A 14,692-nucleotide genomic window follows, 5' to 3' on the forward strand; every position below is an offset into this window, starting at 1 on the left:
GCTTACTGCGCGCGTAAGACTTGCGCTACAGCACTGGAATTCTCTTCGATCATTTTCATCATTTTGACATTGACCTCGAACTGCCTGGCCAAAGCCATAATGCTGGTTAATTCATCCACGGCATTGACGTTACTGGTTTCTACAAAACCGGACTGCAAACGAATGCTCGCGTCTGGCACCTGCTCCTGGCCATCACGGCGACGAATCAAACCATCTTTGCCTTTAACCAGTTCAGCCTCATCGGGCTTAACCAGCTTAATGCGGTCAACGGTCGCTAACACATCCGCGGGCTGACCGGCGGGCTGAATGGTGATCGTGCCATCAGCACCCAGGGTGACTTTGTCAGCGGGGGGTAAAGCAATAGGACCACCATTGCCCATAACAGGTAGGTTATTGGCTGTTAATAGCTGCCCGTTGGGGTCAAGCTTTAATGAGCCGGCACGAGTAAACGCTTCGGTACCATCTGGTGCCTGAATTGAAATCCAGCCATCACCTTCCACCGCCATATCCAAATCCCGACCCGTCTCATTTAATGAGCCACGCTGGAAATCGGTACCGGGGTTTTCTGAACGGGAATAGGCACGCGTACTAAGCCCCTCACCGTAATACACACCCAGTGACCGGGCCTGAGCAAAATCTGCCTGAAAGCCATTGGTATTGGCATTGGCCAGGTTATTCGCATGTATTGCCTGAGCGGCCATAATATTCTGGCCGCTAGCCATGGCGATATATACTGCCTTATCCATACTTTTCTCCGCTATTTCCACCGTTGCCGCATGGCAAGTTGGGGTGGAATTTGTTTGCCGCTTTTAGTCTTAAAACACTGTATTTACAGGGTTTTTCTTTATATTTTTACTCTATAGAGGAAATTGCAAGATGGGTGCCAAGTTTGCTTTTAGCACTGTTTTTTACCGACAAAAAAAAGCCGCGATAGCGATCGCGGCTTTGAGCGTTAATGGATAAAACGATTAACGGATATTGATTATCGCCTGGGTTACCGTATCAGCCGTTTCGATCGTCTTGGCATTGGCCTGGAAGTTACGCTGGGCAACAATCAAGCGTACCAGTTCTTCGGATAAATCCACGTTGGACTCTTCCAGTGCACCGGACTGGATGGCACCCAGAGTACTGGTTAGTGGCGCACCTACGACGGGCTCACCGGACTCAAAGGACTGCGCCCATGAGGTATCGCCCTGCGGGCTTAAACCCTGCTCATTGGCAAATGAAGCCATCGCCACCTGACCAAGAATCAGAGCTTCACCATTGGTATAGCGGGCAAAGACTTCACCGGTATTATTAATCTCCAAACCACTTAGCTGACCAGTGGCAAAACCGTCCTGGTCAACCGTAGCTACGGCAAAATCACTACCGAACTGAGTGGAAGTGCCTATATCGACAATAAAGTCAGAGGCTGTTACGGTGGAGCCATCTGATGAAGACTGATTAGCACCTTCGGGGTTCCAGTTATCAATATTTAATGTCGCTGGGTCTGAACTTTGTAAAGTACCATCTGTACCAAAGGTCAGTTCAAAATAGGGGACTGTAAGCCCGGCTGTTTTTGCGGCACTGATATCCGCAGAGGTAGTAGCTGCCGCTGTCGCCAAGGCCAGAGCGTTGGGGTTATTGGAATTGATCTCATCCAGAATAGCCTGAGCCTCCGTCACATTCAAAGCATCCTGAAACCCGCCATTGACAGGCCCTGTACCCAGCCCCAGGGCAGTATTAATAGAATCCAATGCTGCCTGATACTCATTAAAAGAGTTAGTGGTGGTCGCAGCATCCCTCGCTGCTATTAATGCAGCTTGAGCCAGTTCCAATGAATCAGTCACTGCCAGAGCATTAGCAGCGGAAAAGGCACCCGCCGAAGTCACTGCATCGGTTTCAGCAACGCCCACCGCTGTTAATGCCGCCTGACCTGCGGTATTGGCTGCAGTTGCAAGCGCCTCTTCTGCCCCACTAACAGAACCGGCCCCAATGACATTTTGTAAATTACCATCGCCATTAGGAATATAGTTATACATATTCCAAACATTATCTTCGAAGGGAGACTTTACATAATAGGTTGACAGCACATGGGACTGACCACGGCTATCAAAAATCGTTAGTGAGGTTGAGCTATTAAAGGTATCCGCATCATTCGGGTCAAAGGTAGTTACCAGTGGGCTATCATCTCTGGCATCGAGGTTAAATAATAAGTCTACCTGACCTGTTGCTGCCGGAGGTAAATCCCCTACCTGAACCTGTAAATCATCCGGCGTACCACCAACACCCGTTCCCGACCCTGTTGGCAAAAAGCCCTGCAACCGTGAACCGCCATTATTGGTGATATAGCCTGACTCATCCAAACCAAAATAACCGGCCCGAGTAAAGGTGGTGGCACCCGACACATCCGCCAGAATAAAAAAGCCGGTACCGTTAATCGCTAAATCCAGACTGTTATCGGTAAACGACACATTACCCTGGTCAAACTGTTGCGCGATTGCATTCACCAACACACCACTACCCGCCTGATTATTGCCGCTACCCACCAGTGAGTTGGCGTAGACATCACCAAACTCTGCACGTGAGCGTTTAAAACCGGTAGTACTGGCGTTGGCAATGTTATTACCGGTTACTTCCAAATCCGTGTTAGCAGCACGAAGTCCACTGAGTGCGGTATTAAAAGTCATGGTGTTACCCCTTTTGTTTTAGCAACGTTAGTTGTTTGGCTAGTTGTAATGTTCTATGTAATCTTGCTCTGCATTAACGATAAAAGCAGGCTATAAAATTTCTCTGATTTCGGCCATGGATCTAGTACCAGCACCCGCAATATTTAAGCTGATGGCACCGTTGGCCCCCACACTCACGCTATCGACGTTATGACTGAGAGCAGTATTTAATCGAACCGGGTTACCGCCGTAGTTGGCAGTCACTTCAAAGGTGTAGTAACCGGCGGGTAATTGATTACCCTGACCGTCACTACCATCCCAGGCAAAGGGTATTGGACCCGCGGCATTTTCACCCATCATTTCCTCGGCGACTTGCTCACCGTCTGAGTTAAACACCTTCACTTTCAGGTCATTGGTGCTTTGGGTTAAATCAATGGTTCCGGCAATTAAGCCGTCATTACCCAGATAAGATGTGTCCGAGTCCACTTTGACAAAACGCCCGACCATCGCCGATGCTTGCAATGCCTGGTTCGACTGAAAAGAGCCCACAAAGTTATCCATGGTGTTATTCAGCTTATCCAGGCCTTCAACGGAACTAAACTGGGCCAACTGGGCAACAAACTCACTGTTTTCCTGCGGGTCTAGTGGGTTTTGGTTTTGCATTTGCGTCACCATCAGTTCCAGGAAAACATCCTGCCCCAGTTCTTGCTTTTCTTTGCCAATCGTACTGGAGCCATATTTTTCCTGTACGGAAATATCGCTAAGTAGGCCTGTGCTAATTGAGTCTGTCATTGTTACGATCCGTTTTATCGATATCAAAAATAATGGTTACTGCCCTAATGTCAGCACGCGCTGCATCATGGTTTTTGCTGAGTTCATCACTTCAACATTAATTTGGAAGGAGCGAGAAGCCGACACCATATCCGCCATCTCTTCGACCATATTGACGTTGGGATAATAAACATAGCCGTCTTTGTCGGCCTTTAAATGGCTGGGCTCATATTTACGCTCGAGGGGCTCGTCAGACTCGACGATACCGCTAACCCGAACCCCCATGGCAGAATCACTGGCCATTGGGTTCATCGACATATAGTCGTTATTCATCATGTCCCGGCGCATGGTTTCAAAAACCGGGTGACGGGCACGGTAAACCTGGCTGGCATTACTGTCAGCGGCCTGGGCATTGGCAAGGTTACTCGCCGTGGTGTTCAGGCGAATACTTTGGGCTGACATACCCATGCCAGCAATATCAAATACACTGTTAAGTGACATTAAACGTCTCCTTTAATGGCATTCTTTAAGCCTTTGAATTTTCCGTTTAGCATTTGGAAGCTGGCTTGAAAATCCATGGTATTTTGGGCGAAGCGACTCATTTCAACCTGTTCTTCAACGGTGTTGCCATCCAGTGAAGGCTGTAGCGGAGTCCGGTATAGCAATTGCGGGTTCACCATATCGGCACCACCGGCACCAAAGTGGCGGCTGTTGGTAGCCGCTATATTCATACTGCCGCTACCCATCTGGTTTCTCAGGATGCTTTTAAAATCGATGTCGCGGGCTTTAAAGCCGGGGGTATTGGCATGGGTCAGGTTATTCGCCAGTACTTCTGCCCGCTTGGCCCGAACATGCAGGGCTTTTTCGTGAATACCTAATGCACTGTTAAAACTGATTGCCATATTGCCTAACCTGAACGTATTTAAAAGAATCTCAAACAAGTTATAGCAACGGCTGTGCCAGATTTTTAAACCATTGATAAATAAGGAATTTATTATTAAAGGGGTGGGATAACGGCAAGGGGTTTCCGCTTTTTTGGGAGGAGGTGGCAAAGGGCGGCAATGCTGTGGTGTTATTGCCGTCTGTGTATTTTGCTATTCCCTTGGCTGTGTTCTGTTAAAGAGATTTCAAGACACCGCTAACGATCAGACATAGTAGGGTGGATTATAATCCACCAAGCCCAACCAGAAGCAGTCATTAAGGGCGGATTATAATCCACCCCAGCTAATGGGCCTTTGCCGGGGTGACGTAACGGGCTATGGGTTTTAGATCGCGCGGTAGATAATACCGGGATGGCACTGAACCATTTCATAATAGTCCTTCACCCCCGACAAGCCTTCAGAAGCCCCCAACACCAGATAACCACCGGGTCGCAGGCTGGCGTGAATACGGCGCAGGATATCCAGCTTTAGGTCAGCTGAAAAATAAATCAACACATTGCGGCAGAACACCACATCAAATTTGCCCATGGTAGCAAAGCTGTCCAACAGGTTTCTGGTAGAGAACTTAATGGGCTTACGCAGCTCAGGCTTAACTCGCCAGACACCACCATCGGCCTGGTCGAAGAAACGTTTTAAACGCTCCGGGCTGAGGCCTCGGCCCAGCGACAGACTATCGTATTCGCCGAGTTTGCACTGCTCCAACATAGACGGTGACAGATCCGTCGCCACGATTTCAACCGGGTTTTTTAAACTACCCATTTTTGCAGCGCGGTATTCCTCCGTTAACATACTTAAGGAATAAGGCTCCTGACCGGAGGAACAGGCCGCACACCAGATACGGAAAGCACCCTTGCGCCCATCTTGATATTCAGGCAGTAAGCGGTTCTTAAAGATGTCAAAGGGGTGAGTATCGCGGAACCACAAGGTTTCATTGGTCGTCATGGCATCGACCACCTTATCTTTAAGGCGCCGATTGGAAATCTGACTGATGCTTTTCACTAAGTCACTGAGTGTTTCAATATCGTGCTCAGCCATTAATTTGCTCAGACGACTGGAAACCAGATACTGCTTATTTTCACCCAGCAAAATACCACAGGCATCCTCAAGAAAATCCCGAAAGACTTGATAATCCGCTGGTGAGCTAGCAACCATTGGCAACCTCAAATAAGGCAGACATACGACGGCCACAGGCTAGAAACATAGATAAACTCCGACAAACATACTGGAATAACGAACAACCGCGTTAGGTAAATGGTGCTGTAGTTACAGCGGCTATTCTCATTTTAAAACACTAGGGCAATAGTCCCTTTACTCGCCACCATCGGCTGCTTTTATTCGATCTGTCACCATGGTCGCTAACTGATCCGGGTTAAACTTGGCCAGGAAGTTATCTGCCCCAACCTTCTTCACCATCGCCTGATTAAACACACCGCTGAGTGAGGTATGCAGTACCACATGTAAATTAGCCAATCTCGGATCGTTCCTAACGGCGGCGGTTAAGGTATAGCCATCCATCTCTGGCATCTCAATATCTGAAATCATCACCAGATACTTTTCCGCCACGCTCTCACCCTCTTCCGCAATAGCCAGCAGATGGTCCAGCGCCTGGCGGCCATCATTGAGCAGCGTGGTTTCGACCCCTACGGTCTCCACACAGCGCTTAATCTGTTTACGGGCAATCGCCGAGTCATCAACAATCAGTACATGCTTGGATGCCGCTGACTGGGTGACTTCTTCTTCCAGGATTTCCTCTGAAATCTCCTCCTCCATGGGGGAGACTTCTGAGAGTATTTTCTCTACATCAATAATTTCTACCAGCTTACCTTCAACCTCTGTCACGGCGGTCAGGTAATGTTCTTTACCGGAGCCCTTGGGTGGCGGATGAATATCCTCCCAGTTCATATTGATAATACGTTCCACCCCCCGCACCAGAAAGCCCTGGGTGGCGGTATTATATTCAGTGATAATCACAAAGCAGTTATCAATATTGTCCAGCATCGCCTGACCTGTGGCCAGACTCATATCCATAATCGATAAGGTGCCGCCACGGATATGGGCAATCCCTCTCACGACCGGGTTACAGTGAGGCATCATGGTGAGCTTGGGGCATTGCAGCACCTCTTTCACCTTAAACACGTTAATACCGTATACCTGATCACCTGCAAGTTTGAATAACAAGAGCTCTAGTCGGTTTTGGCCTACTAGCTGAGTGCGTTGGTTAACGCTCTCCATTACACCTGCCATACATATCTCCTGAGAATTAACGACTACGTTGAAAACCGATGCCCCAATGGCACATAAAGGCACAGTTATTGCTTTGAATCACTTAGACGTATTTACCGACAGTTTTTCGACGATCAAAGCGGCAACACGCTGGTCTTCCAGGTGAACACAATGGGCTATCGATAGTTTCAACATGGCCTCATGGCTTCTAAAGCGCATCTATAGCTGAAGCCAGATAACTTCGGGGAAATACCTACTCTACTGTGTGCCAGAAAGCAGTCTTAACAGGCTATCGGCAAGCATTAGAAACAATTTAGCCTCTACTACATAGAGCATAGGCCAAGATCATGATAGTACGTAGTTTTTTCATTATTTTTAGTGCGCTGATATGCCTGTTTAACAGCATGGCTTATGGGGATATAGGTGCAGACGATATCAAAGCTCGGGTCAATGTGTTTATGGATGACCATATTGCCCTACTAGCCGAGGATTATGGTGATAACGTCCGTATTGAGTACAGCATCAATAATCTGGACTCCAGACTGGCCATGAAAGACTGCCCGGATGAGCTGGAAACCGAGCTTAAGTCCCGCAATAACATTGGTCGGGTCAATATTCGGGTTAGCTGTAATGAGCAAAACCCATGGTCCTTATATGTCCCGGTGGAGGTCGATCTCTACCGCCCTATTGTCACCACGTTGATTCCCGTGGCCAAGGGCGAAATTATCAGCCGCTCAGTGCTGGAAATGCGGGAGATGGATATCAGCCGCCTCAATGGCACTTATTTTACCCAGATGGATGATGTCACCGGGATGCAGGCCAAGCGCCCCTTAAGGGCTGACAAGCCAGTAACCGCTAACTATCTGGAACCCCCGCTACTGATTAGAAAAGGTGAGCAGGTACAAATGACCGCCCGCTCTGGAGGCCTGGTGGTCAAAATTGCCGGAGTGGCTTTAACCGATGGGCATAAGGGTGAGCAAATCAGCGTCCGCAACAATCAATCGAAACGCGTTGTGGAGGCCAGAGTCAGTGGCCCGGGACAGGTCGCTATCCAGCTATAAAAACGGCAACCATAGGAAGTTAATAAGGGCATCCGAAACGTGAATATTCACGCTTTCATTGAGGCTGCTAAGCCCATTTATGCTAAAGTTCGACACAGTATTGCCGACTAATACTAGGATCGTTCTATAAATTGCCCAACGGCGCTCTGCGCCACAGTAATGGATGTTAAAAATGGTTAGAGATATCAATGGCTTAGGAGGTTACTCCGGCCCTAAAACACTAGCGGAACAAGGCAGTAAAAAAGCCGACGGCCCAGCCACTTCAGCGCCTGCCAGCGCTGACAGCAGCAGCGCAGAACAAAGCGATGGCGTGCAGCTGAGTAGCGAGGCCAAAACTTTACAAAGCATGGCGGACAAAATTAACAGCCTGCCAGATGCCAATATCGAGCGCGCCGAGAAAATTAAGGCCGCACTGGAAAATGGCGAGTACAAGGTCGACGACCTGGTGCTGGCTGACAAGATTATCAATTCCGAGGCGCTACTCTAAGCCCTGCGGCACTGGTACTGGCTAAACCCTATGGGCAGGGTTTAACCAAAAACATATAGAACACCATTACGAACAATGAACGATCCGAGGTACAGTGCAATGACAAAGTCACTCAATAACACTCTGTGGACCGAACTGGAAGCTACGTTTAAGCATGATATTCCAGCGACTTCAAAACTGCTCGACTTACTGCAAAGAGAACGCAAAGCGTTAGAAGAGCGTAATTACGATGAGTTTCAAAAAATCATCGGCCAGAAACAGCAATTGCTAACCATTCTGGAATTCCACGCCAATACCCGCCAACAATTACTCACCGCTGCTGGTTATACCGATGAGCCAAGCACTCTGGTGGCTGCGGACCAACAAGCCCCCTTAGTTGCCAAAGCCTGGCGCAAGCTTGCCGATGAATGGCGTCAATGTCAGGAACTGAATGAAATCAATGAGCGTATCGCCAAACGCACCCGTTTAGTTGTAGGGCAAATATTGGATTTACTACGCGGCAGCAATAGCAAAAATAAACTTTATACCAGCAAAGGTGATGCAACCGCCCCCTCCGGTGGTCGAGCTATTACCAGCGCATAAGTACGCCGTTTATTCGGCCAAGGGTAATAAGGTCCTCCGCCCTCGCGGAGGACATTTTAGTCTCTATCCAGATCAACCGTTAAGGCTGGCAGAGATTTTTTCAACACCATAACATCTTCAGGTCTATCAATATCTCTTAACGGTTCAAGCTCACACCAGGCCACCCCCTGTAGCCGTGATACCGTCTCAGCAAAGACCGTCTCCCCACCCCAGGGCATAGTCTGGAATAAAGCCGGCATGGGCCGCTTTAAACCCAATAAAACATAGCCACCATCTTTTGCAGGGCCAATAACCGCCGAGTTTTGATCCAGACTATCGAACGCCGACTGCACATAGTGCGGCGTTATCCACGGGCAATCGGTCCCCATAATTACGGCCTTATCGGAACGTGATAGCACATCATCAAAGGCCGACAACATGCGCTCGCCCAAATCCATACCACACTGCTTATGCAGCGTAATAGCATACTGCCCAGCCAATTGATCCCACCATACATGGTCACTACCCACCCATAACTCAACCTGGCAATGCTCCAATAAGCTGGCCGTTTTCAGCGTGTGAAGAACCAAGCGGCGATGCAGTTGCGCTGCATTTTCCGCGGATAAAAAAGGGCTTAAACGTGTTTTTACCTCACCGGCAATCGGTGCTTTGGCAAAGACAATCAGACGAGAAATGTCGCTAGACTTAGCCATAATAGATTTTTACCAGCCGGTCCGGACTGGCTCCTAAAAAATAGGCCAGCCGCAAGCGCCACATCAATAATACTGTCGCTAACATACCGCGCTGCTCCCAACGGCGACTGGAGGTCAGTACTTTATCCTTGCATACCCAGGGCGATGACTGCTGACGCAATACTTTGCATAGAGCAACATCTTCCATTAAAGCCATATCGGGAAAACAGCCCGCCTTTAAAAAAGTCGCTCTATCGACAAATAAACACTGATCACCGGTGGCCACGGACGTTAACCTTGAGCGCCAATTAATTGCTGTTTCAATCACGCGGAAAAAGCCATGACGCCCGGTCAAAGACAAACAGAAAAAGCCCCACCGCTGGTGAGTCACTGCCAGCTCCGTTAAAAACGTGGAAAAATTTGCTGTTAATAAGGTATCCGCATGTAAAAACAGCAAGTACCGACCTTGGGCCAAAGCCGCCCCAGCATTCATCTGCCTGGCCCTACCCTTGTCTGCTGATACCGACTGGTCAATCCAAGGGGTTGCCAGGGCGACCGTGTTATCGTCGCTACCGCCATCCGCCAGAATAATTTCACAGCTACCGTTATCTCGAAAATTTTGCAGGGGCAATAAGCTGGATTCAATCGCATCAGCTTCATTGAAGGTAGGAATAATAATGCTAAGCAAATACGAAGGGGGACTGTCTCGCTCAGTCATTCAAAGCGCCACCACAGCTACTGCCTTGACCCGCGGTACAACCAAAACAGTGATCGGCAATATAAATATCGTTGCCGTCCATCGCGGTACCCAATATATCTGCCAAATGGGTTTTGGGCTTATCACTGCTGATTAAAGGCATTTCCAGCATTTGATTAAAATCACAGTCATAGATATAACCCTGCCAATCAATACTGATTAAACTGCGGCACATCACCGTGGCTAAATTATCCGTGCTAAAGTTTTCTTTTAATAAATCCATATACGGATCAAACTGGCCATGGGACATCAAGACGCTGCCAAAGCGACTAATCGGCATATTCGTAATGGTAAATAACTGATTAAATTCAATCCCAAAACGCTGCCTTAACTCACGCTTATAATCCGCCTGCAACTGCTCCTGATCTGGCGGCAACACCGCACCCACCGGGTTATAAACCAGATTGAGCTGCTTATTATCATCCATGCCATAACCCAGCGCATTAAGTTTTAGCAGCGCCTCAATGCTTTCGTCATAAACACCTTTGCCCCGCTGCTTTTCTACATTCTCTTCAGAATAACAGGGCAGCGAAGCCGTCACCGTCACCGCCTGCTCGGCTAAAAATTCTGCCAGCCCAGCCTCAGCATACGCCGGCTCTAATAAAATAGTGAGATTACAGCGATCAATGACCTCAACGCCGCGGCGGCGCGCCTCGGTCACCAAAAAGCGAAAATGAGGATTCATTTCTGGAGCACCGCCCGTTAAATCCAATACCTTGATCGCATGTTGATCAATATATTGCAGAATAAGCTCAATGGTAGGGAGGTCCATTAATTCGGTACGGGACGGCCCTGCGTTTACATGACAGTGCACACAACTTAAATTGCAGAGATAACCGAGATTGACTTGCAGGGTTTCAAGGCGACCCCGTTTTATCGGTGGGAAATCTGTCGCTAATAACAGCGGGCGACTATCTAGCATTGTATTATTCTCAAGAGAATGGGCAGCCCACTCTAACAACGAATTATCAGCCTAACAAGCCTGCACATGTAGGGTGAATTGCAATCCACCTTTATACAGCCAGCAGCTTTTGGTGGATTACAATCCACCCTACGGGTTAAGGTTTTTCAGTGCATAAAAAAGGCAGCAAGCCGGGGGAAGCTTTGCTGCCTGAAGTGCCCTGGGTGGGCTAGGAGACCATGAATGGTGAAGGTTGGCAACCAGTGGCATTGTGACGTTTCGTTTACTTTGCGTTGTTGCCTTGCTTGGTAGTTATATTAGGTAAGCTAGCATAATTACACCAATGCAACATTACTATCCAAAGCATGCCTTCAGGTAATAGTAAGAGATTAATCAGGGCTGGGCAGGAGAAGAATATTCTTTTAGAATCAGCGGCCTTCTTGTTTGGGAAATTATTCCGCCCTTAGCTCAGCTGGATAGAGCGGCCCCCTCCTAAGGTTTAGGTCATGGGCGAAATGGACACTGAAGGGAAAGGTCAATACAAGTTACAATCTGCACATCCGCCCTTAGCTCAGCTGGATAGAGCGGCCCCCTCCTAAGGGGCAGGCCGGAGGTTCGAATCCTCCAGGGCGGGCCATCTTCAAAATTCTGACCTAAACCCTAACTGATCACAAAACGTTTACGTTTTGCACGCCCGCTTTATTCAGGGCGCCCGCAGGGTCAATACACCCCTTAGGGTGTTTTGATTACAAATCACCATTTTTAGCTCGGTGACCAAACGGTGACCATTTGGTGACCATGGGTATATCTGGCTTGTCATTATTCGAGCTAAACGACCAACCCCTTAACCCCTAGCTGCGGCCGTCTTTTCTTAAGGGTTAATCGATTGTGAAAATGCATTCATGACAACAACACCGCTAACAATCAGCAGCATGCCAATAACCGCTGGTAAATCCAGCTTTTGTTCAAAGAGAACCACGCCCACAATGGCAACCAACACAATACCCACACCGGCCCAAATAGCATAGGCAATACCGATAGGGATGGTTTTTAGCACTAGCGAAAGGAAATAAAAGGCCGCACCATAACCCAGCACTACGATAATACTGGGTATGGGTTTTGAAAATTCTTCCGAGGCTTTAAGTGCAGTAGTTCCTATCACTTCGGCAATAATCGCCACAGCAAGGTAGATGTATCCCACAATATTTCTCCCAAAAAAAGTGCATAAAAGACGCACGTTAAGACATTTGGCCCCGCTATTTAAACGGATAAAACAACAGGGATATTTCCGACGAGTGACAACAAAGCCAGCTCTGGCCTTTATCTATTTAGGCTGCATCCTAATGGCCGCATCCATACGAATACATTCACCATTGATATAATCATTATCAACGATATGTGCCGACAGCTTGGCAATCTCACTGGTTTTTCCCAGTCGTTTTGGATACACCGTTGATGCCGCCAAGGTGTCATAAATAGATTTTTCAACCGTATCGAACAATGGCGTGTGAATTAAACCGGGAACAATCGTGTTTACGCGAATGCCATAGGCTGCCAACTCTCTGGCCATTGGCAAAGTCATGCCGACTACCGCACCTTTGGTTGCACTATAGGCGACCTGACCTATTTGACCTTCATAGGCTGCCACTGATGCGGTGTTGATAATAACGCCACGGCCACCGTCATCGGTAACCGGCTCGTTTTGAGCCATTTTTTCTGCGGCTAAACGCGCCACATTAAAAGTACCCACCTGATTAACCATCACCACCTTGGTATAGAGGTCTAAAGGATGTGGTCCTTTTTTTCCATAAGTTTTGCAAGCTGAACCTATACCGGCATAGTTGTTTACAATATGCAGCGCACCAAATTTTTCAATCACGCCATCCATTGCCGTCTGTACTGAATCTTCATCGGCCACATTGACATTAAAGTAAGCGACCTTTTCACCCAGACGCTGGGCCACTGCCTCACCGTCCTTTTCGTTGAGATCAAAAATAGCCACATTGGCACCATCGGCCGCATAGCGTTCAACCGTAGCCAAACCCAAGCCGGAAGCACCGCCGGTTACAACGGCTGTTTTATCTTTAATATCCACACTTTTTCCTCAAATAATTGATAAGTCTTATAAAATAGTCATACCGATCACAACTGCGACAGGCCTATTGATTGTTGCCAATGTTTTAAATCAGTTTGTTATCGGCCAGTGCTTTTTTCCACCGAGAAGCGAGTCTTTATATAGGCTGCGATACGTATAAAAAGGACCAATAAACCCAAGGCCGAATAAACAAAGTCAATGGTTTTGGCCTCGTTACTCAAAGCCTGCTCGGTATAACTGACCCAAATCGACGCCCAGAAATACCAGATACCCACGAAGTGCAACCAACGCCAGTGCTCGTTGCGCATTCTGCGGCGCACGGGAAAAAACGAGGTGACGGTCAACGCGATCAAAACGACATAGCTGACCAAGCGCAAAAACAAATCTATCGCCGAGTGCAACTCCTCACCGTAATAGGGAGGATGCAAAATCAGCAGCGCAATAATACACACCGCCTGCCAGCCAAACCCGGCAGCAAAGGATAAGCCAGTGTAACGCCGGTTGCGGGCAAGCCATCTCGATAGCGGGCCGGGATAAAGCTTCACCAGAGGTGAAGTGACAAACGCGATAAAAATCCAGGGAGAAGCTAACTGCACCGACAGGCGAATCAGTGCTACCGTCGCCTCTGGCGTTGAGGTGCCAATCAACAACACACCCACTATCATTGCGACCAGGGTCAGCGTGGCAATCAGAAAAAATAACGGCCAGCCGTTAAGCCATCTATGCTGCAGCAAGGTCATGCTGATACCTCTGCAACGGCCCGAAACGCCGCATCAATCTGATTACCCGCAAACAATGTTGTTGGCATTACGAGCCTGATGACATCGCACTTTTAAAATTAGGGATCATAACGATGACAACCAAAATCAATAGCAGTGAAGCGCCTAAAAAGTTGGCTTCAATATCTTGCGGCGCTATTTCGCCCATAAATAAAGCGACCATCATCAGCTGATAGATAACGCCAAACAGACCGAGGGAAATTGATGTGATTTTCGCGGTTATCGCTTGACCATACAGTGGTATCGCTACCAGTAACGCAAATACGGAGTACAACCAGAACCCTAAATAATCAAAAGAGGTGTACAAAGAAAACGGAATGGAAACATTGAGTAACAGCAGCAGTGAATCAGCCATTTCAGCCCCTACCGCCCCGGCGGTGATGGTGTCGGCCAACAAAGGGATTGTCCATACTGCAATAAATTTGGGGATAATAAACGCCATAACGGACATCAATACCACCATCGCAGCAAGGATAGCGCTTAATGGGTGGCTAGGCGCAGCACGCCAGGCTAAGGCAAACCACACACCGGATAAAGCCAGCATGGCAACAATCTGGTTGACCCAACCTGCAATAAAGGCACCGCTGTTAGCGCTTAACCACGCTACTCGATCAGCATGCTCAGCGGCATAACCACCCGGTGCATCCAACGGTAACAGCATCGTGATGACGAATGTCACCAGAGTAAGAATGGCGGACCAAAACCCGACCCGGTTAATATTGTAATCTAGTGTTGCTTTAGTATTCATAACCCTTCCCCATTGTTGGTATTCATCA

17 protein-coding genes and 1 tRNA gene are annotated in these 14,692 nt (G+C 48.2%); 4 read left to right on the plus strand and 14 right to left on the minus strand.

Going from position 1 to position 14,692, the window contains the following annotated elements:
- Positions 1-2: 2 nt before the first annotated feature.
- The 7 genes from BST96_RS02420 to BST96_RS02450 form a co-directional block, all read right to left on the minus strand.
- Positions 3-746, minus strand: a complete 744-nt coding sequence (locus BST96_RS02420; RefSeq protein ID WP_085757155.1) for a flagellar basal body rod protein FlgF — start codon at positions 744-746, stop codon at positions 3-5.
- Positions 747-968: 222 nt separating this feature from the next.
- Entirely contained in the window at positions 969-2,669 is a 1,701-nt protein-coding gene (locus tag BST96_RS02425; RefSeq protein ID WP_085757156.1) for a flagellar hook protein FlgE, read from the minus strand.
- A gap of 90 nt (positions 2,670-2,759) precedes the next feature.
- On the minus strand, positions 2,760-3,440 hold the full coding sequence (locus BST96_RS02430; protein WP_085757157.1) for a flagellar hook assembly protein FlgD: 681 nt from the start codon (positions 3,438-3,440) through the stop codon (positions 2,760-2,762).
- A 36-nt stretch (positions 3,441-3,476) separates the two neighbouring features.
- On the minus strand, positions 3,477-3,920 hold the full coding sequence (gene flgC / locus BST96_RS02435; protein WP_085757158.1) for a flagellar basal body rod protein FlgC: 444 nt from the start codon (positions 3,918-3,920) through the stop codon (positions 3,477-3,479).
- Entirely contained in the window at positions 3,920-4,321 is a 402-nt protein-coding gene (flgB, locus tag BST96_RS02440; protein WP_085760458.1) for a flagellar basal body rod protein FlgB, read from the minus strand. The genes flgC and flgB overlap by 1 nt, the downstream gene beginning before the upstream one ends.
- A gap of 363 nt (positions 4,322-4,684) precedes the next feature.
- Positions 4,685-5,512 (minus strand): CheR family methyltransferase, encoded by an 828-nt coding sequence (locus BST96_RS02445; protein WP_085757159.1) that lies wholly within the window; start codon positions 5,510-5,512, stop codon positions 4,685-4,687.
- Between the two features lie 156 nt (positions 5,513-5,668).
- Positions 5,669-6,604: a chemotaxis protein CheV gene (locus BST96_RS02450; protein ID WP_085757160.1), complete on the minus strand. Its 936-nt coding sequence runs from the start codon at positions 6,602-6,604 to the stop codon at positions 5,669-5,671.
- Between the two features lie 326 nt (positions 6,605-6,930).
- Here BST96_RS02450 and flgA point away from each other — a divergent pair, with 326 nt between their 5' ends.
- The 3 genes from flgA (at position 6,931) to BST96_RS02465 (ending at position 8,713) form a co-directional block, all read left to right on the plus strand.
- Entirely contained in the window at positions 6,931-7,644 is a 714-nt protein-coding gene (flgA, locus tag BST96_RS02455) for a flagellar basal body P-ring formation chaperone FlgA (RefSeq protein ID WP_085757161.1), read from the plus strand.
- A 172-nt stretch (positions 7,645-7,816) separates the two neighbouring features.
- Complete coding sequence (gene flgM / locus BST96_RS02460) at positions 7,817-8,131, plus strand: flagellar biosynthesis anti-sigma factor FlgM (protein ID WP_169713872.1); 315 nt, start codon at positions 7,817-7,819, stop codon at positions 8,129-8,131.
- A gap of 99 nt (positions 8,132-8,230) precedes the next feature.
- Positions 8,231-8,713 (plus strand): flagella synthesis protein FlgN, encoded by a 483-nt coding sequence (locus tag BST96_RS02465; protein ID WP_169713873.1) that lies wholly within the window; start codon positions 8,231-8,233, stop codon positions 8,711-8,713.
- A gap of 56 nt (positions 8,714-8,769) precedes the next feature.
- On the opposite strand, the gene BST96_RS02470 is transcribed toward BST96_RS02465, so the two are convergent.
- Genes BST96_RS02470 through arsS form a run of 3 tightly spaced genes read right to left on the minus strand, consistent with a single transcriptional unit; the run spans position 8,770 to position 11,063 of the window.
- Positions 8,770-9,405, minus strand: a complete 636-nt coding sequence (locus tag BST96_RS02470; protein ID WP_085757164.1) for a TIGR04282 family arsenosugar biosynthesis glycosyltransferase — start codon at positions 9,403-9,405, stop codon at positions 8,770-8,772.
- Positions 9,398-10,102, minus strand: coding sequence for a TIGR04283 family arsenosugar biosynthesis glycosyltransferase (locus BST96_RS02475; protein WP_085757165.1), 705 nt, complete (start codon positions 10,100-10,102; stop codon positions 9,398-9,400). Before BST96_RS02475 ends, BST96_RS02470 begins: the two co-directional genes overlap by 8 nt.
- Entirely contained in the window at positions 10,095-11,063 is a 969-nt protein-coding gene (gene arsS, locus BST96_RS02480; protein ID WP_085757166.1) for an arsenosugar biosynthesis radical SAM (seleno)protein ArsS, read from the minus strand. Before arsS ends, BST96_RS02475 begins: the two co-directional genes overlap by 8 nt.
- A 539-nt stretch (positions 11,064-11,602) precedes the next feature.
- Here arsS and BST96_RS02485 point away from each other — a divergent pair.
- Positions 11,603-11,679 (plus strand) — tRNA-Arg (locus tag BST96_RS02485).
- 234 nt (positions 11,680-11,913) lie between these two features.
- Here BST96_RS02485 and BST96_RS02490 read toward each other — a convergent pair.
- From BST96_RS02490 to BST96_RS02505, 4 genes are all read right to left on the minus strand, one after another.
- Positions 11,914-12,246, minus strand: a complete 333-nt coding sequence (locus BST96_RS02490; protein WP_157118036.1) for a DMT family transporter — start codon at positions 12,244-12,246, stop codon at positions 11,914-11,916.
- Positions 12,247-12,366: 120 nt separating this feature from the next.
- Positions 12,367-13,137 carry an SDR family NAD(P)-dependent oxidoreductase gene (locus BST96_RS02495; RefSeq protein ID WP_085757168.1) on the minus strand — a complete coding sequence of 257 codons (771 nt, stop codon included), beginning with the start codon at positions 13,135-13,137 and terminating at the stop codon, positions 12,367-12,369.
- A gap of 98 nt (positions 13,138-13,235) precedes the next feature.
- Complete coding sequence (locus BST96_RS02500; RefSeq protein WP_085757169.1) at positions 13,236-13,877, minus strand: hypothetical protein; 642 nt, start codon at positions 13,875-13,877, stop codon at positions 13,236-13,238.
- A 67-nt stretch (positions 13,878-13,944) separates the two neighbouring features.
- The gene (locus tag BST96_RS02505) at positions 13,945-14,664 is read right to left on the minus strand and encodes a hypothetical protein (protein ID WP_085757170.1); all 720 of its coding nucleotides are present in this window, start codon (positions 14,662-14,664) and stop codon (positions 13,945-13,947) included.
- Between the last annotated feature and the right edge of the window lie 28 nt (positions 14,665-14,692).

This window comes from Oceanicoccus sagamiensis, assembly GCF_002117105.1.
Lineage (GTDB): Bacteria > Pseudomonadota > Gammaproteobacteria > Pseudomonadales > Dasaniaceae > Oceanicoccus > Oceanicoccus sagamiensis.

Excerpts from the sequence above, each read along its gene's own strand:
- BST96_RS02420 (WP_085757155.1), bottom strand. The coding sequence starts at position 746 with ATGGATAAGGCAGTATATATCGCCATGGCTAGCGGCCAGAATATTATG.
- BST96_RS02425 (WP_085757156.1), bottom strand. The coding sequence starts at position 2,669 with ATGACTTTTAATACCGCACTCAGTGGACTTCGTGCTGCTAACACGGAT.
- BST96_RS02430 (WP_085757157.1), bottom strand. The coding sequence starts at position 3,440 with ATGACAGACTCAATTAGCACAGGCCTACTTAGCGATATTTCCGTACAG.
- flgC (WP_085757158.1), bottom strand. The coding sequence starts at position 3,920 with ATGTCACTTAACAGTGTATTTGATATTGCTGGCATGGGTATGTCAGCC.
- flgB (WP_085760458.1), bottom strand. The coding sequence starts at position 4,321 with ATGGCAATCAGTTTTAACAGTGCATTAGGTATTCACGAAAAAGCCCTG.
- BST96_RS02445 (WP_085757159.1), bottom strand. The coding sequence starts at position 5,512 with ATGGTTGCTAGCTCACCAGCGGATTATCAAGTCTTTCGGGATTTTCTT.
- BST96_RS02450 (WP_085757160.1), bottom strand. The coding sequence starts at position 6,604 with ATGGCAGGTGTAATGGAGAGCGTTAACCAACGCACTCAGCTAGTAGGC.
- flgA (WP_085757161.1), top strand. The coding sequence starts at position 6,931 with ATGATAGTACGTAGTTTTTTCATTATTTTTAGTGCGCTGATATGCCTG.
- flgM (WP_169713872.1), top strand. The coding sequence starts at position 7,817 with ATGGTTAGAGATATCAATGGCTTAGGAGGTTACTCCGGCCCTAAAACA.
- BST96_RS02465 (WP_169713873.1), top strand. The coding sequence starts at position 8,231 with ATGACAAAGTCACTCAATAACACTCTGTGGACCGAACTGGAAGCTACG.
- BST96_RS02470 (WP_085757164.1), bottom strand. The coding sequence starts at position 9,405 with ATGGCTAAGTCTAGCGACATTTCTCGTCTGATTGTCTTTGCCAAAGCA.
- BST96_RS02475 (WP_085757165.1), bottom strand. The coding sequence starts at position 10,102 with ATGACTGAGCGAGACAGTCCCCCTTCGTATTTGCTTAGCATTATTATT.
- arsS (WP_085757166.1), bottom strand. The coding sequence starts at position 11,063 with ATGCTAGATAGTCGCCCGCTGTTATTAGCGACAGATTTCCCACCGATA.
- BST96_RS02500 (WP_085757169.1), bottom strand. The coding sequence starts at position 13,877 with ATGACCTTGCTGCAGCATAGATGGCTTAACGGCTGGCCGTTATTTTTT.
- BST96_RS02505 (WP_085757170.1), bottom strand. The coding sequence starts at position 14,664 with ATGAATACTAAAGCAACACTAGATTACAATATTAACCGGGTCGGGTTT.